Consider the following 24,363-nt stretch of genomic DNA (forward strand, 5'->3'; position numbering starts at 1 on the left):
CGGATACCTGTCTGTCAGGAGGCCAGGCTGTCCAGTGCTTCGCGCATCGGGTGAAGAAGATCCGTCAGCGCCCGCTTGAGCTGCTCAGGATCTTCCTGATTCCGGGCTATTGTATCCACCAGCACACTGCCGACAATTACACCATCGGATACCCGGCCGACAGCGGCTGCGGTGGCAGCATCACGAATACCGAAGCCGACAGCTACCGGAAGCGCCGTGATTTCGTGAATATGAGCCACCTTCGCAGCGACTTCATCCACATCAATTTTGCCAGCGCCAGTCACGCCCTTGAATGAAACATAGTACACATACCCGGAACTGTGCTCACTGATTGCGCGAATCCGCTCATCGGTAGTGGTGGGCGCGAGCAGAAATATGGCGTCGAGTTTGCGGGCCGTAAACAGTGGGGCCACCTCATCCGCTTCTTCTGGCGGAAGGTCCACCGTCAGGATCCCGTCGACTCCGGCATCAACGGCGGCGTCGGCAAACTTCTCCTGCCCCATGGCTTCCATGGGATTGAGATAGCCCATCAACACGATGGGTGTGGCGTCATCTTTCTCGCGAAAGGTCTTGACCATCGCCAGAACCTGGCGCAAAGAGGTGCCATGCTTGAGGGCCCTTTCACAGGCCCGCTGGATCACCGGGCCATCGGCCATGGGGTCGGAAAACGGCACGCCCAGTTCAATGATGTCTGCACCTGCGTCAACCAGGGCATGCATCAATCCAACGGTCTGATCCGGGTGGGGATCCCCTGCGGTGATATACGGGATCAGCGCTTTACGGCCCTGCCCCTTCAGGGATTTGAGTACCCCTTCGATTCGACTCATGCCTGCTCCTTTGCTGTTGCTTAAACCGAGATGCCATCTATTTCGGCGATGGTCTGCATATCCTTGTCGCCGCGTCCGGAGATGTTGATCACCACCATCTTGTCTTTATCCATGGTTGCGGCGAGCTTGATTGCATAGGCAACCGCGTGAGCCGTTTCCAGTGCCGGCATGATGCCCTCCACACGCGTCAGCTTACGGAAGCCATCCAGCGCCTCGTCGTCTGTAACCGACACATAGTGGGCACGGCCAATATCCTTTAACCAGCTATGTTCCGGGCCTACGCCCGGGTAATCCAGGCCGGCGCTGACAGAGTGGGTACCGGCAATCTGGCCGTTCTCGTCTTCCATCAGGTACGTTCGGTTACCATGCAGGACACCTGGACGACCGGCGCTCAGGGGCGCGGCATGCTGCCCGGTTTCGATACCGAGGCCACCGGCTTCAACGCCATACAGCTCCACGCTTTCGTCTGTCAGGAACGGGTAGAACATACCAATGGCGTTGGAACCGCCGCCCACACAGGCGACCAGGGCGTCGGGCAGCTTTCCGGTACGTTCCAGGCTCTGCTCCCGGGTCTCGCGACCAATCACCGACTGGAAATCACGAACCAGCAACGGATACGGGTGTGGCCCTGCCACCGTGCCGATAATGTAAAAGGTATCGTCTACGTTGGCGACCCAATCCCGCATGGCATCGTTCATGGCATCCTTCAGAGTCCGGGTACCACTGGTGACCGAGTGAACCTCTGCGCCCAGAAGCTTCATCCGGTAGACATTTGGAGACTGCCGCCTGATATCTTCCTCGCCCATGAATATATGGCACTCAAGCCCCAGGCGGGCACAGACAGTGGCCGTAGCCACACCATGCTGCCCGGCACCTGTCTCTGCAATGACGCGCTTCTTACCAAGGAAGCGAGCCAGCAATGCCTGCCCTATGGTGTTGTTCACCTTGTGCGCGCCGGTATGGTTCAGGTCTTCGCGCTTGAGCCAGATCTGGGCCCCACCGGTTTCACGGGTCAGCCGCTCGGCAAAATACAACGGGCTGGGTCGGCCCACATAGTGCGCCAGATCCCTATCGAATTCAGCCTGAAATTCCGGATCATCCTTGAGTCTCTTGTATTCGCGTTCAAGGGTCATCAGCGAATCAAACAGCGTTTCAGATACGAACCTTCCGCCGTAGGCACCAAAGTGACCCCGTGCATCCGGAAGCGCCTTGAGCATTTCTTCAGTCAGTTTCATCGACACGGTGAACCTCGTTTATAAAATCAGTGATTTTCTCGACGTCTTTGATGCCTTTGCTGCTTTCCACACCACCACTGACATCAACAGCCCAGGGCCGAACCTGCTTGACAGCGCCGGATACGTTATCAGAAGCCAGACCGCCGGCCAATATCAGCGGCAGCGGGCGATAGTCCGGTATAAGCGACCAGTTAAAGGCCTGCCCCGTGCCGCCGTACCTGTCCGGGTCCCAGGCGTCTACCAGCAACCCGCTGGCCTTCCGGTAATCACGGAAGGCGTTTTCAATGTCCGAGCTTTGTCGCACCCGTACCGCCTTGATCCAGCGTACCCCGAAACTGCTGCAGAACGCGGGAGTTTCGTCACCGTGAAACTGCAGCAAATCCAGAGGCACCTGCTTCAATACCTCGTTCACGTATTCCACATCCGGATTCACAAACAGTCCTGTGGCCGAGACAAACGGAGGAACCGCGCTGATCAGCTCTCGAGCACTTGCTGGCGTGACGTATCTGGGGCTGGGCTCATAGAACACCAACCCTATGGCGTCCGCCCCTGCCGTGGTTGCGTCGACAACGTCCTGTTTCCGGGTAATCCCGCAGATTTTGACTCGGGTTCTCATAAGACCATTATCGCTGCTTCCGGTGTATGTGAGTCGGGCTACGCGGCCGGTTATCAGCCTCGCTGAACCAGGGCGCCACAAAACCTGGTCCGCATTCGGCTGTGGGAATCGAAAAAATCTCAGGATACCCCACGTCCACCAGATACAATCCGTGAGGCGGTGCGGTCACCCCTGCGGCGGTTCTATCCCTGCTATCAAGTATCTCACGAATCCACTCCGGGTGCTGCGCTCCAGTTCCGACAGCCATCAGTGCGCCGGCTATGTTACGGACCATGTGGTGTAGAAAAGCATTGGCCTGAACATCAATTACGACGAACTCTCCCTTTCGGGTTACGTTGATTGCCTCAAGAAATCGAATGGGCGATCTGGACTGGCAACCCGCGGCCCGAAAGGATGAAAAATCATGCTCGCCTTTCAGAAACTGGGCCGCCTGATTCATCACCTCAGCGTCAAGTGGTCGGAAGGTCCAACTGACCTGCCCACTGAGGATGCCCGGGCGTACCGGGTGATTGTAGATGACGTATCGATAGCGCCGGTAAGTGGCCGAGAAGCGTGCGTGGAAGTCGCCAATACCATTACCGGCCCAATGCACGGCGATGTCTGCCGGTAGCGAGGTATTGATGCCCATCACCCAGGAACGGGGATTACGGACTGAAGGGGTTTCAAAGTGCGCAATCTGGTAACTGGCATGAACGCCGGCATCCGTTCGCCCGGCACAGACCAGTTCAACCGTGTGGTCAGCCACCTTTGAAACAGCCTGGGTCAACTCCCCCTGCACGGAACGCACACCCGACTTCTGGTATTGCCAGCCATGGAAAGCGCGGCCATCGTATTCGAAAGCGAGCGCGACGCGACCCGCCCCAATGGAACGGTCGGTGGTCAGTGGTTGCGGTATCAGAAACAATGACGTGTCCGGATTACGGTGCCTGTAACAAAGCAAAACGCCGGCGTTCATTCCGGGACGGACCCGGTAGCCGGCGTTTTGCGCTTCTGGCCCTGATTATACCGAATCAGGACAGATTTTTAAGGAGATCCTGCGCTTCGGCTTTCTGCTCCTCATTTCCCTCCAGGGCAACTTCCTCCAGGATATCCCGGGCGCCATCCACATCGCCCATTTCAACATAGGCCCTGGCCAGGTCCAGCTTGGTGGATGCCTCATCGGTTCCAGACAGGAAATCAAAGTCGTCGTCATCGCCGAGATCGGATTCATCAATGTCGGCGGACCTTGACGCCGCATCGCCGGACGCGGGCTCAGATGCAACCGGTGGTTCCCCGGATTCCTCTGCCTCTTCGGCACCAGCAAGATCTTCATCGCTCAGCTCTGGAAGCTCATCCTCAACCGCTTCGGCACCTGCGACATCCTCTTCGGGATTAGCCGGCTCTTCACCGCTGAGCGTGTCTTCAAGGCCAAGCTCCTCATCAAGCGGCGCAGTGTCTTCTTCGGCCTCGGCGCCGCTGCCTTCGCTACCGGCAGAATCACCGGAGTCCGCGAATTCTTCCATCAACGCGAGATCGTCATCAGAGACATCAAGTTCCAGATCATCCAGATCGTTTGCTTCGCTGTCAGCAGACGTATCCTCGGCGCCAGCAACTTTGTCCAGTTCTGCATCCAACTCATCAAGGAAGGACTCATCCAGCGAATCGAACTCGCCTTCCTGCAGGTCTTCTTCAGGCTCTGCTTCCGCGGCCTCGGCAGCTTCTTCCGGCTCGCTGGATTCGAGATCGCTCTCCTCAAGCCCCAATGACTCGAACTCATCCATGTCTTCGTTTGTTTCGGCAGTTTCGCTGACTGTTCCGGACTCAGGCTCTTCAAGCTCAAAATCCAGATCCTCATCACTGGCGTCTTCTACGTCTTCACCAGCGAAGTCATCCTCCAGAGTAAAATCGAATGAATCGTCAGCCAGGCTGTCAGCGTCTGACCCGCCTGCCTCTTCCTCCTTGGTAACATCCTCTTCGTCTGCGGATGATTCAAGGCCGGACAGGTCGTATTCAATCAAATCGTCCGGAGTGGACTCTTTCTCACGATCGGCCTCTTCGATTTCATCCAGATCCAGATCGGTAAAGTCAGTCTCCAGACTGCCGAACTCGTCTTCCTCTTCCTGGCCTGTGCTGGACTCATAGCGGTCTGCTGCAAGCTCATCAGAAAGGTGCTCCTCCTCCTCCGCAGTGCTGGCCGCGTCCTCGGATGAATCCCGTCCGGCATCGAAGGAATCCGACCTGAGCTGAGACTCTAGGTCGTCAATGCTCGGCATGGATTCAGCTTCTTCAAGGCGCGACTGGAGTCCACGAGCTTCGGCGATGGCCTCTTCGTCTTCCAGAGTCTCGACTTCGCGCAACTGCTTCTCGAACGACTCCCGGTCCTGCGTATCCGCGTAGACACCCAGCAGCTTCAGCCGGAGATCGGTACGGCTTGGTTCCCGCGAAATGGCTGTCTCCAGCGACTGAGCAGCCTGGTCCATGCGACCGTAGGCTATGTAAGCATCCGCTTCAGCCAATGGATCGCCGTCAGGACTCTGACCCGCCTCTTCGTCGTCCAGGGTGAGATCAAAGGAATCCGATTCGCCGGCCGTTTCCTCATTAAGCTGGTCATAGAACGCTTTTTCGCGGTTCGCGTTACGACGGGCCAGCAGCAACAACAGAAGCAGCAGGACCACAAGACCGCCACCGAGGGCAATCTGGTACATCGGGTTATTCGTAATGGCGCTGATAATATTGTCCGGGAAGCCTTTGTCAGGCTGCGCCGGTGGTGTAGCAGGTTCCTGGGCTGGCTGTTCCGGGGAAGGAGCCGCCACTTCGGCCTCTTCATCGCGCTCGTCCTCTGCCGCCGGGTCAGCGGAATCGGAAGCATCCGCAGCGAGAGTCTCATCCGCCATAACAGCATCTTCATCCGCTGCTACTTCTGGCTCTGGCTCTTCCTCTTCAGCACCTTCTTCATCGCCATCAGCCGCAGCATCAACATCAGCGCCAGCCTCTTCGGTCTCTGCTCCGGCGAGATCCGTTTCTGCCTCAGCTCCGACTTCACCCTCGTCTTCCGCAAACTGTTCTGTCAGAGTCTCTTCACCAGGCGCATCAGCGGGCTGTGCATCGACGCCTTCACCCTCTGCCTGCTGAATTTCCGCAAGCTGGGTATTCTTGAGTTCCAGCAGCCGCTGGAGCGTCTCCACCTGATCCTGCAGGTCATCGACCCGACCACTGAGCTCTTCGTTCTCACGACGAGCTCGTTCCAGTTCTTCCATCGCGACGGCGGACCCTGCGTCCACGCCGCCGGCGGTATCGCCGTCGCCACCGGCAGAGCCACCTTCTTCCGCATCCCGGGTGCTACGGTCATCGCTGGCCAGCAATCTGAGCTCGTCGCCGCCCGTTTCTGTCTGGGCGGCCTGGCCCGAGGCGACCTCGGTAGCAGTGGCATCGACGGTACGCGTGGGACTGGAAAGTGCCTCGTTCTGGGCGGCCACCTGACGGTTCGCCTCGGCACGGGAGCGACTGCGGATCTGTTCAAGATCCGGTACCCGCAGAACTTCTCCGCGCTTCAGGCGGTTGATATTGCCGTCCATAAAGGCGTCAGGGTTCAGGTCCTGGAGTGCCAGCATTGTCTGCTGCATGGAGACACTGCTGTTCGGGCGAACGCTGGCAGCGATGTTCCACAGGGTATCCGAAGGCCCGGTGGGGCCTAAGCTCCGGGGACGCTGCGTTGTGGTGCGCTGCGGCTCCGGCTGACTTGCCTGGGTCCGTTGGGTCCGCTGCCGTGTTGGCTGCGGCTCCTGGCGGGTGGTGGGCGCAGCCACCTGTTCCTGAACGCCGGATTCCTCCGCGTAGATGGGAGGATCAACCAGCACCGCGTATTCCCGCATCAGGCGACCATTGGGCCACGTCACTTCGATCAGGAAATTAAGGTAGGGCTCCCGCAACGGCTCACGGGACGACACGTTGACCACCAGACTGCCATCGCTGGCGGTGGTTACACGGAAATCAAGTTTGGTAAGGAAATAGTTACGGTCAATACCAACCCTTTCATAGGCCGACTCTGGGGCGATGTTTACGAATACATCACCTGGGTCAACGCCCTCGCTTTTGCGCAGACTGATGTCTGCGTCCAGAGGCTCATTCAGATAGGACTGTAATTCAATCTCACCCAGACCCAGGGCCTGTGCGAGTCCGGAACCGAGCCCTCCCGCCAGAGCCAGAGCAACCGCAAGCTTGCGTACCTTCATGCTTTTTCCTTACCAGTCTCCGTTATTCGTTACTGTTCCTGGGAACAGAATCGGACGAGGTTGGATGACTTCCGTCTTGATTACTATCGTTATTATGTAATGTTTTTAATATTCAGTTGCGCAAGTATTGTTGATAATGCCTCTTTTATCAATCATGCAGCTGCAGACCTTGTACCATTTTTTCACAAATACTTGGTAACATATTGTTACCAAACGATGATTCGGTAACTCCAAAAGCCAGAAACCTGCTCTTCTGAGCCTACACCGGCCGGAACATTTACAAAACGCTTCTGAAAATAACAGGGGCGGAGACGTATTTCAGCCTCCGCCCCCTACCGGTTCTCTGAAACCGGACGCAGTTGGCATAATCTCACCGACCGCTTTACTGCTCCTGCAGGATCCGAAGCATTCTGCGGAGCGGCTCTGCCGCACCCCACAACAGCTGATCACCAACCGTAAATGCCGAGATGTACTCCGGCCCCATGGTCAGTTTACGGATACGGCCGATCGGCACACTCAGGGTTCCGGTAACCTTCGCCGGTGTCAGTTCCCGGATCGTGGCATCCCGCTCATTGGGGACAACCTTCACCCAGTCGTTGGCTTTCGCCAGGATGGATTCAATCTCGGAAACCGGCAGGTCCTTCTTGAGTTTGATCGTCAGTGCCTGGCTGTGGGAGCGCATGGCACCGATGCGAACGCAGATCCCGTCGATGGGAATCGGGTTGTCGCTGCGGCCAAGGATCTTGTTGGTTTCCACACCCGCTTTCCATTCTTCCTTGCTCATGCCGTTATCGAGCTGCTTGTCGATAAACGGGATCAGGCTGCCTGCCAGTGGCACTTCAAAGTGCTCGGTAGGGAAACCGTCAGAGCGCATGGTGTCGGTAACCTTGCGGTCAATCTCAAGGATCGCCGAAGACGGGTCTGCAAGCTCGTCACTCACAGCATCCTTGAGTTCACCCATCTGGTTCAGCAGTTCACGCATGTTCTGCGCGCCTGAACCCGATGCAGCCTGATACGTCATGGGGGACACCCACTCGATCAGATCCTGCTCCAGCAGACCGCCCAGGGCGAGCATCATCAGGCTGACGGTGCAGTTACCGCCAACGTAGTCTTTCACGCCCTTTGCCAGCGCATCGTCGATCACGTTGCGGTTGACCGGGTCGAGAACAATCACCGAATGGTCCACCATCCGCAGTGTGGATGCCGCATCAATCCAGTACCCCTGCCACCCGGCATCACGGAGCTTCTGGTATACCGCACTGGTGTAATCCCCACCCTGACAGGTAACCACCACATCCAGGGTCTTCAGGGTATCGATATCGAAGGCATCCTGGAGCGCAGGCACACCCTCCTTGCCAACGTCCGGGGCCGGTTTGCCAGCCTGGGAAGTGGTAAAGAAGATGGGTTCGATATCCGCAAAATCGTTTTCTTCACGCATGCGCTGCATGAGGACAGAGCCCACCATACCGCGCCAGCCAATAAGTCCAACTCGCTTCATGTGCGACCTTTGAACCTCGTTTTATGCCCGCCCGCTACCTGTATCGCTGGCAGGGACAGGATGGATGATCCCGCGGCAACCGCATCGCGTTGCCGTCGGGTCTCAGAATCTGCTGACCTCAGAGCGCCGCCAGAACCGCATCCCCCATTTCCCGGGTCGATACTTTCCGGCCATCCGCCGACATGATATCCGCCGTGCGCAGCCCCTGGTCCAGCACCTTGCTGACCGCCGCCTCAATTGCCTCGGCCGCTTTTTCCTCGCCAAGACTGTAGCGCAGCATCATCGCTGCACTGAGAATGGTGGCCAGCGGGTTGGCTATACCCTTGCCCGCAATATCGGGGGCAGAGCCGTGACATGGCTCATACATGCCCTGCTTCTCGGAGTTGAGGGAAGCAGAAGGCAACATACCGATGGAGCCTGTCAGCATAGCCGCTTCGTCTGAAAGAATATCACCAAACATGTTGCCAGTCACAATCACATCGAACTGTTTGGGCGCCCTGACCAGCTGCATGGCTGCGTTGTCGACATACATATGGGACAGCTCTACGTCCGGATATTCACGGCGCAGATCTTCCATAATTTCCCGCCATAGAACAGTCACTTCCAGCACATTCGCTTTATCGACTGAACACAGTTTCTTGCTCCTCTGCTGGGCCGCCTCGAAAGCAACCCGGCCTATACGACGAATTTCCGATTCGGTGTAGGCATAGGTGTTGTAGCCCTGGCGTTCACCACTCTCCAGTTCCCGTACGCCCCGTGGCTGGCCGAAATAGATGCCACCGGTCAGCTCACGGACAATCATGATGTCGAGGCCCGATACCACTTCCGGCTTCAGTGACGACGCCGAGGCAAGCTGAGGATAGAGAATGGCCGGACGCAGGTTGGCGAACAGCTCGAGGTTGGAACGCAGGCCCAGCAAACCCTTCTCCGGGCGACTGGCCATGGGGCGGCTATCCCACTGGGGGCCGCCTACGGCGCCCAACAGAATGGCGTCCGCTTTACGGGCCTTTTCCAGAGTTTCATCCGGCAGCGGTGTATCGGTTTCATCAATCGCCGCACCGCCGACCAGGGCCGATTGAAAGTGCAATTCAAGACCGAATTTTTCATTGATTTTATGCAGGACTTTCTCGGCTTCGGCAACAATCTCCGGGCCGATGCCGTCGCCAGGGAGCATCAGGATAGATCGGGACATTTTCGTTCCTTTAAGATTTTATTCACATTGTCGGATTACGGCTTCGCCTAATCCGACCTACGGTTTGCGATCCGATGTAGGTCGGATTAGCCGAAGGCGTAATCCGACAAACTCTCTCATTCCTTACAGAAAGACGATCAACCGCCGGCACCAAACAACCACGGCGCCGTTTTCCGCCTGGACGCTTCGTAGGCCTTGATAACCTCCGCATCCTCAAGCGTCACGCCAATATCGTCCAGGCCATTGAGCAGGCAATGGCGACGGAAGTTATCCACCTCAAAACTGAACGTCTCACCGGATGGCGTGGTAACGGTTTTCTGTTCCAGGTCGATGGCCAGCTGATAACCCTCTTCTGCTTCCGTCTCCCGGAAGAGCTGATCAACGATTTCTTCATCAAGAACAATGGGTAGCAAGCCATTCTTGAAGCAATTGTTGTAGAAGATATCAGCAAAACTGGGCGCTATGATAACGCGGAACCCAAAATCTTCCAGGGCCCAGGGGGCATGCTCACGACTCGAACCACAGCCAAAATTACGGCGGGCCAAGAGTACGCTGGCGTTTTTATAGCGGTCCTGATTAAGCATGAAATCAGGGTTGATGGGCCGCTGTGAGGAGTCCTGGTCCGGCTTTCCCTCATCCAGGTAACGCAGCTCATCAAACAGGTTGGGCCCGAATCCGGTACGCTTGATGGACTTCAGAAACTGCTTGGGAATGATCATGTCCGTATCCACATTGGACCGGTCCATGGGGGCAACGACGCCCTTGTGTTGTTTTAACGCTCGCATGGTTGTCTCTCCTGTGGATCAGTTCATCATCTCGCGGACATCAACGAAGTGGCCATTGATCGCCGCCGCTGCCGCCATCGCCGGGCTCACCAGGTGGGTGCGACCACCAAAACCCTGACGGCCCTCAAAGTTGCGGTTGGAGGTAGACGCACAGTGCTCCCCCTGCCCCAGCTTGTCGGCGTTCATGGCCAGGCACATGGAGCAGCCGGGGTCACGCCACTCAAGGCCGGCTTCAAGAAAAATCTTGTCCAGCCCTTCCTGCTCGGCCTGGGCTTTCACCAGCCCGGAACCGGGCACCACCATGGCCTGCTTGAGAGTCGGTGATACCTTATGCCCCTTCACGACCGCCGCCGCCTCGCGAAGGTCTTCAATCCGGCTGTTGGTGCAGGACCCGATAAACACCCGGTCCAGCTTGATATCGGTGATCGGCATGTTCGGTTTGAGACCCATGTACTTCAGGGCGCGCACAATGCCCTCCCGCTTGATGGGATCCTCTTCCGACTCGGGATCCGGTACGTTGCCACCAACGCCGGCGACCATTTCTGGTGACGTACCCCAGCTCACCTGCGGCATGATTTCGGAACCGTCCAATTCGACCACCTTGTCGAACACGGCATCGTCGTCGCTGTGCAACGTCTTCCAGTACTCGATGGCCCTGTCCCGCATTTCGCCTTTTGGAGCGAAAGGGCGGTCTTTCACGTAGTCAATGGTGGTCTGATCCACCGCCACCATACCCACACGCGCACCGGCTTCGATGGACATGTTGCAGATGGTCATACGGGCTTCCATGGAGAGATCACCAATGGCGTCACCGCCAAACTCAATCGCATAACCGGTACCACCGGCGGTACCAATCCTGCCGATGATGGCCAGCACCACATCCTTCCCGGTAACGCCGGGCCCGAGCTTGCCGTTTACCTTCACCAGCATGTTCTTCATTTTCTGCTGGACCAGGCACTGGGTTGCCAGAACGTGCTCCACTTCGGAAGTTCCGATGCCGTGGGCCAGGCATCCAAAGGCGCCGTGGGTAGAGGTATGGGAGTCACCACACACGATGCTCATGCCCGGCAGGGTCGCGCCCTGCTCTGGCCCGATTACATGCACGATACCCTGGCGCTGGTCCATAATCTTGAATTCAAGAATCCCGAACTCGTCGCAGTTCTTGTCCAGGGTTTCCACCTGGATGCGCGAGACCGGATCGACAATGCCCTCCACACCACGGGCGCGCTCGGTGGTAGGCACGTTGTGGTCCGGTGTGGCGAGATTGGCATCCAGCCGCCAGGGCTTACGCCCGGCCAGACGGAGACCTTCGAAGGCCTGGGGTGAGGTCACTTCGTGGAGTAAGTGCCGGTCGATGTAGATCAATGCTGAACCGTCATCCCGCTGCTTGACGAGATGATCGTCCCACAATTTGTCGTATAAGGTCTTGCCCGCCATGTTCTCTCTCGCTCTTTGGGGGTTTCTGTTTTTGGCTCTATGGCTCTATATTACCGCTTGACCCTGGATAACCTCAATTCATGTTTTTTATGTTGTGCATTCTGGATTGGCATATTAGGCTTTTGTTTGGTGCTGCCCTCTTAAAACCTGGCCTATTCGTGTGGTGCAGGTCGCATGGCGATAGGGGCCTCCCAAAACACGCCGTGAACCCATCCATGGGGGCTCGGTCGCGCCATCCCTGGCGCTCCACGGTTTTGGGAGGCCCCTATCGCCATGCTTCTCGAACCGTTTCTGGCCTACGTAAATCGTGGCTCATCGTAGGTCGGATAGAGCGAAGCGAAATCCGACATTGTGCGTTTTGCCGCGAAGATTGTCGGATTACGCCTTCGGCTAATCCGACCTACGGGCTTTCCAAAAACGTGGAGCGCCAGGGATGGCGCGACCGAGCCCTACAGGGACGTATTCACGGGCGTTTTTTGGAAAGGTCTTCCCGGCATAGGACCTTCACCAAAAGCCGTAATCACGGAGACAACGCTGATGGACGCAAATTCCCTCAAAGCCTTCCTGACAATAGTCGACCAGGAGTCATTCTCGGAAGCCGCAGAGCTACTGCACCTGACCCAGCCGGCAATCAGCAAACGGCTGGCAGCGCTGGAAAACCAGTTGGGCACCAAGCTGATTGACCGGAGCAACCGGCAGGTCCGGTTGACGGATGCAGGCGCACGTTTGCTGCCCCATGCCCGGCGGATCATGGATGAGATACACAATGCAAGGCAGGCGCTGCTGGACCGGGAAGGGGCGGTTTCCGGTCAGCTGTCGGTGATTGCCAGCCACCACATCGGGCTGCACCACCTGCCGGCGTGGCTGCGGCGGCTGAACCGGGATTACCCGGAGGTATCACTGGAACTGCAGTTCATGGATTCCGAAAGCGCCTTCGGGCAGATGCGAAAGCGGACGGCAGAGCTGGCCTTTGTGACACTCAGTGAAAGCATGGATCAGGCGTTTGAGGTGTATGTACGCTGGGAGGACGCCATGGCGTTTGTGGTATCGCCGGAGCACCCACTGGCCTCGCTGGAGCATCCGGGGCTGGAGGATCTGTCCGGTTACGACGCCCTGCTACCGGAAGCCGGCACCGCCACTTACCGGACAATCAGCCGGCTGTTTCTCGATGCCGGGCTGCCACTGAAAATCCAGATGCCCACCAACTACCTGGAAACCATCAAGATGATGGCCAGCGTCGGGCTGGGGTGGAGCGTGTTGCCGGTGAGCATGGTGGATCACTCCCTGAAGGTTCTGCCCGTACCCCACTCCGTCAGCCGTATCCTCGGCGGTGTGGGGCTCAAAGGCCGGTCGCTGAGCCCCCAGGCACGGGCGCTGCTGGACATTGCCTCCGAACTGAAATAGCTCCGGTTAATGCTCCGGCGGCGGTCTGAGACCCCGCCAGGTAATAATGATCGCGATGGCCATGGCGATTGCCCCGCCCCAGAAGGCAGCCGAGGTACTGAATCCATCCACCAGGAAGCCCGACATCCAGGCCCCGATCGCACCACCGGCGCCAAACGTCAGCCCGCTGTAAAGCGCCTGGCCCTGACCATGATGATGCTGGCCAAAGAACCCCTGAATGTACTGCACAGAGATGGCGTGAAGAGCCCCGTAGGACGCGGCATGCAGCAACTGCGCAAAAATCAGCACCGCCACCACATCCGTCACTTCCGCAATCAGCACCCAACGGATCATCGTCAGAGTCAGCGCCGCTATCGCAATCTGCCGTACAGTAAAGTTCCGCGTCAGCCGGTGCATGACCAGAAACAACCCGATTTCCGCCACCACCCCCAGCGACCACAACAACCCGATCGCCAGCTTGCTGTAACCATGCTGTTCCAGGTGAATACTGAAGAAGGTGTAATAGGCCCCGTGGGACACCTGCAGCAGGAAATTCATCAGGAAAAACGTCACCACCGCCGGGTGTGTCACAATCGCCTTCAGACTTCCTTTGGGCGCAGGCGGCTTGCGCTCACCCTGCTCCGACGGCACCAGAAACGCCGACACCGCAATCCCCGCAAACACCGGCAACAGCAACCAGGGCAAAAATTTGATGGGCACCAACTCCAGAATCCCGCCCACCAGCGCCACAGCACCGATAAAGCCGACTGACCCCCAGAGCCGGACCTTGCCGTATCTGTCCCGCTGAGTGCCCAGTGATCGCAGCGTGATCACTTCATACAACGGAAGAATCGCATTCCAGAAGAAGGTGAATGCCAGCATCACCAGCAGTAGCCCATAAAAGCCCGGCTCCATGAACACACCGGCGAAAAACAGTGACCCGGTAATCGCCCCGAACCGAACCAGCCGGACCCGCTGCCCGGTGCGATCTCCGAGCCATCCCCAGACACTGGGCGCCACGATCTTGGTGAGCTGGATGGTCGCCATCAGGGTGGCTATTTCGAGGTAGGAGAAGCCTCGGCCTTCCAGGTACAGGGACCAATAGGGAAGCAGCCCTCCCAGGAGGGCGAAAAACCAGAAGTAGAGGTTGGATAATCGCCAGTAGATAGGAACTCTCCAATGAGTTATCACAGAAGACCGACCGCTGCGGCAAGCAGGGCCTCTCAAAACCGTGGAGGGCCAGGGATGGCCCGACCGAGCCTACATGGAAGTACTTGCGGCGTGTTTTGGGAGGCCCTGCTTGCCGTGGCGTGCACCATTTGGCCAATTTGTTGTCGGATTACGCCTTTGGCTAATCCGACCTACGGAGTTACGGGGTATCGCCGAATCAGGCCTGGCCTATGTCCGGGGTTGAGACAGACACATCGGCGTTCTGGCCGCGGTGGCGAAGGTAGTGGTCCATCAGCACGATGGCCATCATCGCCTCGGCAATCGGGGTAGCACGAATACCCACGCAGGGATCATGCCGCCCGGTTGTAATCACCTCCACCGGATTGCCATTTACATCAATGCTTCGCCCCGGCAACCGCAGGCTCGAAGTGGGTTTCAACGCAATACTGGCAAGAATCGGCTGTCCGGAAGAAATGCCGCCAAGCACCCCACCGGCGTGGTTGGACAGAAAGCCCTCAGGGGTCAGTTCGTCCCGGTGTTCCGTACCCTTCTGATCAATGCAACCAAAACCGGCGCCAATTTCCACGCCCTTCACGGCATTGATACTCATCAGGGCATGGGCAAGGTCCGCGTCCAGGCGATCAAAAACGGGCTCGCCCAGACCGGGTGGCACGCCGTCGGCAACCACATTGATACGTGCACCGATGGAGTTCCCCTCTTTACGCAGCGCATCCATGTAGGCTTCCATCTCCGGAACCTTGTCCGCATCCGGACAGAAGAACGGGTTCTCATGAACCTGATCCCAGTCCAGTTTTTCTATCTTTATGGGGCCAAGCTGCGACAGGTAGCCACGGATCCGGATTCCCAGTCGCTGTTCAAGAAACTTCCGCGCCACCGCCCCCGCGGCCACTCGCATGGCCGTTTCACGGGCCGAGGACCGGCCACCACCGCGATAATCCCGCACCCCATACTTGTGCATGTAAGTATAATCGGCATGGGCAGGACGGAACTGCTCAGAAATCTTCGAATAGTCCTTGGAGCGCTGGTCGGTATTCTCGATCAGCAGGCCAATGGGCGTACCGGTGGTTCTGCCCTCGAAGACACCGGAAAGGATCTTGACCTCATCCGCTTCCCGGCGCTGGGTGGTGTGCCTCGACGTGCCGGGCTTACGGCGATCCAGATCCCGCTGCATGTCCTCCACCGACAGTTCCAGCCCCGGGGGACAACCGTCAATAATGCACCCCAGCGCCGCACCGTGGCTTTCACCAAAACTGGTGACCGTAAACAATTTTCCGAAGCTGTTTCCCGACATGATTCAGTATCTTATCCAGGGGTTTTAATTTAAATCTTCAGCAGTCAACAGGAACACACCGTCACCACCGTTCTCGAATTCCAGCCAGGTAAAGGGCAGGTCCGGGTAGGCCTCCTGCAGCGCCACCCAGCTATTCCCCACCTCGACAATCAGCAGACCGCCCGGGTTAAGGTGGTTCGCAGCACCGGCCAGGATCCTGTGAGCAATATCCAGCCCATCCCCACCTGCGGCCAGGCCGAGTTCGGGCTCATGGCTGTATTCCGCCGGCATGTCACCAATGTCCTCAGCATCTACGTAGGGGGGATTGCTGAGGATGACATCGTAGCGCCCCTCAATGCCATCAAACACATCCGAACGAACGGTTCGGACCCGGTCGCCAACCTCATGATACTCGATATTGAAGGCTGCAACGTCCAGCGCATCGGGTGAAATATCCGACAGATCCACTTCCGCTTCGTCAAACACGGTGGCGGCTGCAATGCCGATGCAACCGCTGCCAGTGCAGAGATCAAGCACCCGCCTTACCGGGTGGTCCCCCAGCCAGGGCTGCAAACCGTTCTGGATCAGTTCACCCAATGGGGATCTGGGCACAAGTACCCGCTCATCCACATGGAAGGGCAACCCCATAAACCAGGCTTCACCGAGAATGTACGCCAGCGGCACGCGTTGCTGAATCCGGCGCTCCATTCGCTCCAGAATCAGTTGCCGTTCATCCCGGGTCAACCGCGCATCCAGAAACAGGGTGTTGTTTTCCAGAGGCAGATGGAGGCTGCGCATAACCAACTGAACTGACTCGTCCCAGACGTTGTCCGTGCCATGGCCAAAAAACAGCGGCGAGTCGGCAAAACGTGAAGAAACGTACCGCAGGTAGTCCCTGACGGTGTGCAGGTCATCAATCGGGCTGGTCACAAGCTCTCTTCCTGTGCGGAGATGGTCAAGGAGCGGAATTATACGCATCCGCGGCGGTGATTACAGCGCCATGGGCCCAGAGCTGCTCAGGTTCTCTTCATAGCGATCCAGTGCCGCCGCCATTCGTTCACGGCCCAGCTGGATCAATTCCGGCGCCTTGTGGTAATCGTAACTGCGGCCTGCGTTCTTGGGCACGTTGACCAACAAATCCGGCGGGTAACCGGCAATCTTGTACTGCACCAGGGCGCTCTGCATGGTTTCAATGGTCAGGTTCATCACATCGAACTTGCCGATGCCGAGCTTATCCCAGTCAATGGTTTCGTGATCATCCCTGCTCCTGGTCGGTTCCTTTTTGACGGCAGGTGGCGTCTTCTGGGTTTCATTTTTTGCAACTGCCTTGCTGATCTTGTCCTCAGGGGATTCAGGAGCACCTGAGTCCTTCCTTGCGGTAAAGGTCTTGAGCGCATCCCAATCAAACCAGCGCGAAGCCTTGTCGCGGATCTTGTCCACCCACTCATCCATATCAATACCGTCGTCTCCGGTATTTTCAAACGCAGCATCCGCGACACGGCGACTTCGATCGTCCTCGCCACTGAGGTTAACCGCTACAACCATGTCCGCATGGGAGGATATGGTCGGAATGATCGGCAATGGGTTCAACAGCGCGCCATCCACCAGTACCCGGCCATTCAGCACCAGCGGGGTGACGACGCTGGGTATGGCAACAGATGCCCTGATGGCCTGATCCAGGGGGCCTTCCTGGAACCAGATCTCCTTGTGGGCCAGGAGGTCCGTGGCAACAGCGGTATAAGCCAGCGGGAGATCTTCAATCCGGGTATTACCAATCATTTCCCGAACTACGGAAAATATTTTCTCGCCCCGTATGGCTCCCACGGAATTGAAGGTCACATCCAGCAGCTTCAGCACATCAAACTGGCCGAGACCCGTCACCCAGTCCTTGTAGTCCTGCATTTTTCCGGCAGCAAATACTCCGCCGATCAGTGCCCCCATGGAGCATCCGGAGATAGCAATGATCTCGTAGCCCCGCTCCACCAGTATCTCGATCGCGCCAATATGGGCATATCCCCGGGCGCCGCCGCTGCCGAGGGTCAGCGCAACGGTTTTACCTTTTCCGGGCTTACTCGTGGGGGCATTCTGTTCCTCGCTACCCGATTGCGCAGCAGAAATGCCCGTGCTGGTCACTATCTGGGAAATCCGGCCTGCAGGCTTCTGCTCCTCATCCTGTGATGTGGTATCCGATGATTTGCTCATCTCCGTCACCTCGTAATCACCATCACTTCAACCCGATCGCCCTGGCGGTCAGGATTCGGTATGACGACTGTGGGCCCGACCGTAATGATCGTCTGCTGACTCTCGGAGACGCCGCTTTTGACAAGCACCTGTGTCAGAGAGTTTGCCGCTGCCTCAGCCCGCTCCATGGACTCTTCAAGAGTTTCGTCTTCCTGCAGTTGAGAATAGGCCGTGAGAATTACCCTGGCACCCTCGTCCCCTGCCCAGTCGTTTATGAGCCTTCTGTCGGACCCCGTCCAGTCAAACCGGTAGGTAATGCTCCCCTGCCATGGGACAATAATGGGGCCCTTGATCCGTGCACTCTCATTGCCCAGCCCCGGAATGTCCGTGCCCTGGGGGGAAACCAGATGTTCCACCCAGACGTACTCGCGCTGGTTTCCCCGGGTAACAGTATAAACCAGCGTCAGCCAGGGCTTGCCGTTCTGATCAATCGATCCGGCCACCAGGTAATCCTGGTTACTGTCCCGGCCATAAAGGTTGGACTGGTCAAAAATCTGATTGGCCCACACATTACTGCGCCCACAATTGCGGCCCGAGCACTGGAACAGAATCTGTGCGCCCCGGGCCTGCAGCTCCCGCAGGTAATGATCCCGGGCCTCCTCGCGATTGGCGCCCCGCGTCACCTCATGCAGCTGACCCACGCCCTTGACCGGAAGCCTGGCCATGGTTGCCGACCGGATCTGATTATTCACTTCCCTGACCGGGCTGAACAGCACCAGATGCCCCGGGGAGTCAATGGTGATTTCTTCGACCAGATCCGAATCCGGAAATGGCTCCGGTGCAGGCACCTGGGCGGATACAAGCCCCGAGCCAGCTGAGAAAAACATTAACAGACACATTAGAAATCGCGACAAACGCTTATTCTGCATCGTTTAGAAAGCCTCTGACTGAATCAACAACCGGCCCGATATCCCCGTCAAGATGGCAATGGTGCCCTCCCGGAACGGCCACCAGGTCAAGGTTGGCAATAGCATTGGTTCGTGAAGCCAGCTCTGGCCGGCTTACCAACAGACCCTTTTCAGCCTGAAGGAAACGTGTTGGTGTCACAACTTTACCCAGACATGCCTCGACCTGGAGCTCATCCATCATGATCATCGAGGGATGGCGCAAACGAGGGTCGGTGCGCCACACGTAGCCCTCCCCGGTATGCTTCATGCTGCGATCGATCAGCATCGTCGCCGCCTCCCGGGAGAGGGGAATCATACCCCCCTGCCTTGCTTTGACCGCGGCCTGCAACTCAGGGTATACGACGTGCTTTCCGGAACCTCTCATCCTTTTTTCGATGGCCTTTCGCATCTGGGGGACCACCTCCTCAGGCGCCCGACTGATGGGGCCCAGGCTGTCTATCATCACCAACCTGCGGACCCGCTCGGGAAACGCCGCTGCGTAGAGAACGCCGACGATACCGCCAAGCGAGTGGCCGACCAGATCGACCTGTGTGTGTCGGCCGGTCCGGAAGTGGGTTTCGATCAGCTCGGCCAGGTCGGCGACGTAGTCCATCAACAGATAACCCTGTCCTGGAGGCCGATGCCCGGAATGGCCATGGCCTGCCAGGTCCAGTGAGTAGACATCACGGCGCCTCGACAGTTCCGGCGCCAGGCGGGCAAACGACAGGGCGTTGTCCAGCCAGCCGTGAATCATTAGTATCGGGGGGCCGTCGGTGACGCTGGTAGCGGGCCAATGCAGGCCCGCGAGTCTGATATGCTTTAGTGGCCAGTCAATTTCCCGATACGAGGTCTCAGTATCGGGAGGGGTATCCAGAACGGTGTCATTCATTGAAACACTTACATGGTATGGGTGGGTCGGTCCGAGCTCAGTGAACCCGCCAGATAGGACTCGATCTTGGTGCGCGCGGTTTCATCGTCACCGTTGAACTGCACGCCAATGCCGGCGGCCCGGTTACCCTGGGCACCTTTGGGGGTAATCCAGATGACCTTGCCGGCCACCGGAATCTTCTCCGGCTCATCCATCAGGTTGAGCAACAGGAAAACCTCGTCGCCCAGCTGATACTGTTTCTGTGTGGGTATGAACAGGCCACCCTGACGGATGTAAGGCATATAGGCGGCGTAAAGTACCGCCTTGTCCTTGATGGTCAGGGTAAGAATGCCACTGCGTGCGCCAAAACCGGGCCCCATAGTAAACACCTATCTTTATTTTGATGACCGGAGCTAAGAAACTCCTGATATTCCGCAATCATAGCAGTAGTCGTTTAAAACTGCCCCATACTGCCACGGCCCTGGCAGTGTAAATCATCCGGCCGCCGGACGTCGCACCGGCATCAGTTTTTGCCAGGCCATCAACAACCGCCCTGCCTCGAATTCCGGGTTAACGTTATAGACCCCCGCAGACCTGGCTTCGTGGATCGCATCCAGAATCTCATGGGCACGCCATGGCGGGTTATTGCTGGCAAGAAACATCAGCATTTCAGCCGCGTCCCCGTCACGGGGTTGGCCACCTGCACCAATGCGAGCGAGATCACCCGCCCATCCTTCAAACAGCCACAACGCACTTTCGAGCCCCATGGTCTTGAAGGGTTTCGCAGCCTCGGCGACGGAGAGCTGCCCCTTCATAAACCGCCGGAAATTTTCCAGAGCCTCGTCCCGGGTAGTGATGAAGTCGCCAGTGGCGTACTCCAGGGCCAGACGCGGAGCGTTAGCGGCCAGGCCCAGCGCCTTCTCACACTGTTCCGGCGTTGGCTGTTTTTCCGTGTCCATACCCCTGACTGCGGTGGCCAGCCAATGAGCAGCCTGATCCCTTCCAGGTGTGGCAATCAGCAGGTTCTGGCAACGGGAACGAATGGTGGGCAACACCGGCCTGCCGCTTTCCTGCAGCAACAGGAGGTTCACATCGTCCGCGGGTTCCTCAAGGGTCTTCAGCAGGGCATTGGCGGAATTGATGTTTAGCTGGTCGGCACGGTCGATAATCGCCACCTTGCGAGCCGCCACCTGCGGTGAACCAACGGCAAATGCTGACAGGGCCCGAATCTGGTCGATTTTTATCATCCGGGATTTTTCCGGCGTGTAGACACGGATATCCGGGTGGGTGCCGGCAGAAACCAGCTCACACTGTTTGCAGCTTCCGCAGGGGGCCCCTCCAGCCATATCCGGCCTCTCGCAGACCAGCAGCCCAGCGAGAGCATCGGCAAACAGGCGCTTGCCAACGCCATGTTCACCGGTCACCAGCAGTGCGTGGGGGAGCCGATCGCCTGCCATGCGCTGCATAAGCCTGTCCCAGCTATGCTGCAGCCAGGCCATTGTTGATATGGACGTATTCACTCTTTCACCTTCGATGGTTGCCCTCTGGAATCCCCGAGGGCGCGCGGTCAGTCTGGTGTTTGCGGTCAGCCTGTCGATTCATCGTGGCCAGCAGACGTTTCATTCTGGCCAGCTCGCGACGGTTTTCGTTATCCGGTTGCTGGCCATAGTAATGTTTGTTGACCATGCGGGCAAAAGTGGTTGCGGTTCCTGCTGCCGCCGGCTTTGCCCGGGCCAGTCTGGAAGCCAGTTGTGACGGCGTCTCCCCTTGCCGGACCGGGACACCAGCGCGATCACACAGCCGGTACCAGCGCCCAACAATGCGGCTGAAGGGGTCGCGGCTTTCAATGCGCCGGTACTGCCACGCAGTGAACAGCCCCGCCAATAGCAGAGCAGCCCCCACGATTCCTGCAGTGATATAACCAAGCTCCCGCAAACCAATGCCGCCGGGCAACCGGGACATCAGGTCCATCTGTGACTGCCCCTGGTAGCCGACCACCCAGCGCTGCCAGTGATAGTTCATCATGTCCAGTTGCAGGGACGCCCACTGGAGTACCGCCATGTCCCCGTAGCGCTGTGGCGATGTCCAGTCGTTCTCCAGAAAGGAACCCTCCTCGGCCATGGCATCCCGCAGACCGGATTCAATTCGCTGGGGAGCGATGGCAGCGGTGGGATCCATCCGCACCCAACCCTGACCGGGAAGCCAGGCCTCCACCCAGGCATGTGCATCGTACTGCCGGATAATCAAATATTCATTGTCAGCGCCGGAGTCGCCACCCTGGTAGCCGACCACCACCCGCGCGGGAATACCCGCGGCGCGAAGCACGAAGGTGGCGGCACCGGCGTAGTGGGCGCAAAATCCCCGCTTTTCATCGAACAGCAGCGCATCAATACCGTTGTCCGGCATGGCAGGCGGGCGCAGGGTGTAAAAGTATTCCTGCTCACGAAAGCGATCAAGCAGGTGCTGAACAATGGCCCCCGGAGTCTGGTACTGTGCGGCCAGTTCCTCAGCAAACGCCCTGGCCCTCGGGTTGCCTGTGCGCGGTAGCTGCAGATAACGCTGTGGGTTATCAGGCAACGCCCCGGTTTGGCCGGACGAGTCTTCTCCGGTGAGCGCCATGCGGTACCTGACCGGTGTGTCCGCCGGCCGGTCAAAACGGAAAAGCCCCTGATCATCGGGTTTGACGTTATCGGAAACAGCCTCGGAGTTTTTCAGTGCAAACGCCCAGGTCTGGTCGGTGGGCTCCATCAATACATCGTACTGATTCGGCGCCAGTTCACCCACGCCACCATCAATGGACACCCGCCCTGGCCTGCGAAAGCGCTGGCCGAAACCCTCTTGCCAGGTATCACCCTCAAGCCTGTCCAGGATCAGGCCCCGCCAGTAACGTTCACGGTAAGGCGGAACTTCACCACCAAAGGTGACCCGGAAAGCACGCTCGCTGCTCTGGGCAAGACTGGAGATATCACCGGGTGTCATGGAGTCACTGATACCCGTGCGGGCTTCTCCGGACACCAGTGGCACACTCCACAGCGGAGCCATGCGCGGAAAGAACAGGAACAGTAGCACCACAATGGGCAGGGTTTTCACCAGCATCATGCCCAGTCGTCGCCAGCCGGATTTCATCGCTCCCGGAATATCCGGGGCATTGACCACCTGCAGGCCCACCAGCAACAGGGCAACCCCGGCCAGGTTGATCACACTCCAGTGGATTTCCTGATGAAACAGGAAGTTCACGGTGGCCAGGTACACCAGGATAAAGAACAACACATAGAAATCCCGCACCGAACGGGTCTCCAGCCATTTCAGGCCTACCGCAAGCACAAAGAAGGATGCCGCTGTCTCTACCGTGAATCGCCCCTGAACCGTAGCGATATACACCGCCACCAGGGCCAGCATGATGCCGCTCCGCAGCCATTTCCCGGGCAATCGCACCCGCCCTGACTGGGCCAGCCAGCGCCAGCCCGCAAGTACCGCACAACTGGCGATCAGCCACACTGGTAACCGGTCCCATTGCGGCACCAGTAGCAGAGCGAAGCTGGCAATCAACCAGATCAGCGCCCTGCCCGACACCAGTTCTGAGGTTTCCGCCACTTCCACGGACCGCCCCCGGAATCGCAACCTTTTATTCACAGCGCACCCTCCCCGCCTGCACCCAGGGCCCGACCGGCGCTCTCACCAACGCGGGTTCCATGGGGCAACGGCCCGCCCTCCCTTGGTTGCTCAAGACCGAAAATGGCGAGCGCCTTCAGGCAGCGATTAGTGTGGGCCGCCCCACTGTCAGGCTCTATGACCTGTCCGGGCAGATTCAGCCCGAATCGACTGTTGTTTCGGGAACGCTCCATTACCTGATGGGCCAGATAGCCCAGCCGCAATTCCTGGTCCACGCCCGCGAAGGCCTCGTAATCCAGCCAGTGGGGACTACCCTGCTCACCTTCCCAGTCGGTGATCACCATTTCGCCGGTACGCGCATAGCGCTTCCACTGCACCCGCTGGCTCATGTCGCCTTCCCGCCAGGGCCGGATGTCAGCATGGTCGTTGCCGTCAATCGAGCTGGACTTCGACTGCTCTTCGCCGTCCTGCACCGTACTGGCCGCCTCCGGTGCAGGCAGCGGATTGGGATAGACGATGCCGGAGGTGACAGGCCGCAACCACGACCATGCCCTGAACAGGCCGAAGGGAAAGCGGGTTTCCACCAGAATGCGATCCGGCTGCAGGTACCCGCGCCGTAAGGAGGGAACAGACAGGTTCAGATCCGCCTGTTGGCCGGCAGGAACATGTTGCTGGTTCAGTACGACATCATCGCACGCCAGGGAGATGGCAAGGGCATCGTGCCTGGGGGAGACCGCCCGCAGGCGAAAGGGAATCAGGTCGCCCGCGAAGCCCTCTCCGGCTTGGATCAGGGTCAGTTCAAGCCCGGAAAGATTGCGGTGGGTCTGGTGCATTGCCGCCACCACAACGGCACCCAGAAGGAAGGTCAACAGATAGATCAGACTGTTCTGGTAGTTGATCCCGGTAATCAGCATGATCAGCAACAGTCCACCAAACACAACGCCGGCCCCGGTGGGAAGAATGAAGATATTGCGCTGCCCGAACACCCGCTGGTCGGAACGGGGAATCCGCTGGTTAACCCAGTGCTGCCAGCGTTTTCGCATTGCCTTGAACATACACGCCCTGTAAAAAATACTGTTTCATCAGGCCCAACTATAACCACGTTTGAGG

Annotated in this window: 20 protein-coding genes; 1 reads left to right on the forward strand and 19 read right to left on the reverse strand. The window is 58.2% G+C overall.

The genetic code is table 11. The features are described from left to right. Nucleotides 1-14: 14 nt before the first annotated feature. The 9 genes from trpA to leuC all read right to left on the reverse strand — a co-directional run bounded on the left by trpA (nucleotide 15) and on the right by leuC (nucleotide 11,801). Nucleotides 15-827 carry a tryptophan synthase subunit alpha gene (trpA, locus tag QPM17_RS00710; protein ID WP_285387914.1) on the reverse strand — a complete coding sequence of 271 codons (813 nt, stop codon included), beginning with the start codon at nucleotides 825-827 and terminating at the stop codon, nucleotides 15-17. 20 nt (nucleotides 828-847) lie between these two features. Further along, nucleotides 848-2,056 carry a tryptophan synthase subunit beta gene (gene trpB / locus QPM17_RS00715; RefSeq protein ID WP_285388782.1) on the reverse strand — a complete coding sequence of 403 codons (1,209 nt, stop codon included), beginning with the start codon at nucleotides 2,054-2,056 and terminating at the stop codon, nucleotides 848-850. Further along, nucleotides 2,049-2,678, reverse strand: a complete 630-nt coding sequence (locus QPM17_RS00720) for a phosphoribosylanthranilate isomerase (protein ID WP_285387915.1) — start codon at nucleotides 2,676-2,678, stop codon at nucleotides 2,049-2,051. The genes trpB and QPM17_RS00720 overlap by 8 nt, the downstream gene beginning before the upstream one ends. 7 nt (nucleotides 2,679-2,685) lie before the next feature. Then, entirely contained in the window at nucleotides 2,686-3,582 is an 897-nt protein-coding gene (gene truA / locus QPM17_RS00725) for a tRNA pseudouridine(38-40) synthase TruA (protein ID WP_285387918.1), read from the reverse strand. A gap of 106 nt (nucleotides 3,583-3,688) precedes the next feature. Continuing rightward, the gene (locus tag QPM17_RS00730) at nucleotides 3,689-6,889 is read right to left on the reverse strand and encodes a FimV/HubP family polar landmark protein (protein ID WP_285387920.1); all 3,201 of its coding nucleotides are present in this window, start codon (nucleotides 6,887-6,889) and stop codon (nucleotides 3,689-3,691) included. 382 nt (nucleotides 6,890-7,271) lie between these two features. Then, complete coding sequence (asd, locus tag QPM17_RS00735; RefSeq protein WP_285387921.1) at nucleotides 7,272-8,387, reverse strand: aspartate-semialdehyde dehydrogenase; 1,116 nt, start codon at nucleotides 8,385-8,387, stop codon at nucleotides 7,272-7,274. Between the two features lie 118 nt (nucleotides 8,388-8,505). Then, the gene (gene leuB, locus QPM17_RS00740; RefSeq protein ID WP_285387922.1) at nucleotides 8,506-9,579 is read right to left on the reverse strand and encodes a 3-isopropylmalate dehydrogenase; all 1,074 of its coding nucleotides are present in this window, start codon (nucleotides 9,577-9,579) and stop codon (nucleotides 8,506-8,508) included. Nucleotides 9,580-9,716: 137 nt separating this feature from the next. After that, nucleotides 9,717-10,364 carry a 3-isopropylmalate dehydratase small subunit gene (gene leuD, locus QPM17_RS00745; RefSeq protein WP_285387925.1) on the reverse strand — a complete coding sequence of 216 codons (648 nt, stop codon included), beginning with the start codon at nucleotides 10,362-10,364 and terminating at the stop codon, nucleotides 9,717-9,719. Nucleotides 10,365-10,382: 18 nt separating this feature from the next. Beyond that, nucleotides 10,383-11,801 carry a 3-isopropylmalate dehydratase large subunit gene (leuC, locus tag QPM17_RS00750; RefSeq protein WP_285387927.1) on the reverse strand — a complete coding sequence of 473 codons (1,419 nt, stop codon included), beginning with the start codon at nucleotides 11,799-11,801 and terminating at the stop codon, nucleotides 10,383-10,385. Between the two features lie 537 nt (nucleotides 11,802-12,338). Between leuC and QPM17_RS00755 the strand changes: the two genes are divergently transcribed. Continuing rightward, complete coding sequence (locus QPM17_RS00755; protein WP_285387929.1) at nucleotides 12,339-13,205, forward strand: LysR family transcriptional regulator; 867 nt, start codon at nucleotides 12,339-12,341, stop codon at nucleotides 13,203-13,205. A gap of 6 nt (nucleotides 13,206-13,211) precedes the next feature. Here QPM17_RS00755 and QPM17_RS00760 read toward each other — a convergent pair whose 3' ends face one another. The 10 genes from QPM17_RS00760 to QPM17_RS00805 form a co-directional block, all read right to left on the reverse strand. Further along, nucleotides 13,212-14,375 (reverse strand): MFS transporter, encoded by a 1,164-nt coding sequence (locus QPM17_RS00760; RefSeq protein ID WP_285387931.1) that lies wholly within the window; start codon nucleotides 14,373-14,375, stop codon nucleotides 13,212-13,214. A 196-nt stretch (nucleotides 14,376-14,571) separates the two neighbouring features. Further along, complete coding sequence (gene aroC / locus QPM17_RS00765; protein WP_285387933.1) at nucleotides 14,572-15,666, reverse strand: chorismate synthase; 1,095 nt, start codon at nucleotides 15,664-15,666, stop codon at nucleotides 14,572-14,574. Between the two features lie 24 nt (nucleotides 15,667-15,690). Beyond that, entirely contained in the window at nucleotides 15,691-16,575 is an 885-nt protein-coding gene (gene prmB, locus QPM17_RS00770) for a 50S ribosomal protein L3 N(5)-glutamine methyltransferase (RefSeq protein WP_285387936.1), read from the reverse strand. Between the two features lie 60 nt (nucleotides 16,576-16,635). Then, complete coding sequence (locus tag QPM17_RS00775; protein ID WP_285387937.1) at nucleotides 16,636-17,847, reverse strand: patatin-like phospholipase family protein; 1,212 nt, start codon at nucleotides 17,845-17,847, stop codon at nucleotides 16,636-16,638. A gap of 5 nt (nucleotides 17,848-17,852) precedes the next feature. Next, on the reverse strand, nucleotides 17,853-18,713 hold the full coding sequence (locus QPM17_RS00780) for a DUF4892 domain-containing protein (protein ID WP_285387938.1): 861 nt from the start codon (nucleotides 18,711-18,713) through the stop codon (nucleotides 17,853-17,855). Nucleotides 18,714-18,744: 31 nt separating this feature from the next. Next, nucleotides 18,745-19,662 carry an alpha/beta fold hydrolase gene (locus tag QPM17_RS00785; protein ID WP_285387939.1) on the reverse strand — a complete coding sequence of 306 codons (918 nt, stop codon included), beginning with the start codon at nucleotides 19,660-19,662 and terminating at the stop codon, nucleotides 18,745-18,747. Between the two features lie 8 nt (nucleotides 19,663-19,670). Next, a complete protein-coding gene (locus QPM17_RS00790) occupies nucleotides 19,671-20,021 on the reverse strand; it encodes a PilZ domain-containing protein (RefSeq protein ID WP_008171779.1) in 351 nt (116 codons plus the stop codon). Between the two features lie 114 nt (nucleotides 20,022-20,135). After that, nucleotides 20,136-21,140, reverse strand: coding sequence for a DNA polymerase III subunit delta' (holB, locus tag QPM17_RS00795; protein WP_285388783.1), 1,005 nt, complete (start codon nucleotides 21,138-21,140; stop codon nucleotides 20,136-20,138). A 25-nt stretch (nucleotides 21,141-21,165) separates the two neighbouring features. After that, the gene (locus QPM17_RS00800) at nucleotides 21,166-23,274 is read right to left on the reverse strand and encodes a transglutaminase TgpA family protein (protein WP_422732703.1); all 2,109 of its coding nucleotides are present in this window, start codon (nucleotides 23,272-23,274) and stop codon (nucleotides 21,166-21,168) included. Further along, nucleotides 23,271-24,308 carry a DUF58 domain-containing protein gene (locus QPM17_RS00805; protein WP_285387941.1) on the reverse strand — a complete coding sequence of 346 codons (1,038 nt, stop codon included), beginning with the start codon at nucleotides 24,306-24,308 and terminating at the stop codon, nucleotides 23,271-23,273. Before QPM17_RS00805 ends, QPM17_RS00800 begins: the two co-directional genes overlap by 4 nt. Nucleotides 24,309-24,363: the final 55 nt, after the last annotated feature.

The organism is Marinobacter azerbaijanicus, from assembly GCF_030250645.1.
Taxonomy (GTDB): Bacteria; Pseudomonadota; Gammaproteobacteria; order Pseudomonadales; family Oleiphilaceae; genus Marinobacter; species Marinobacter azerbaijanicus.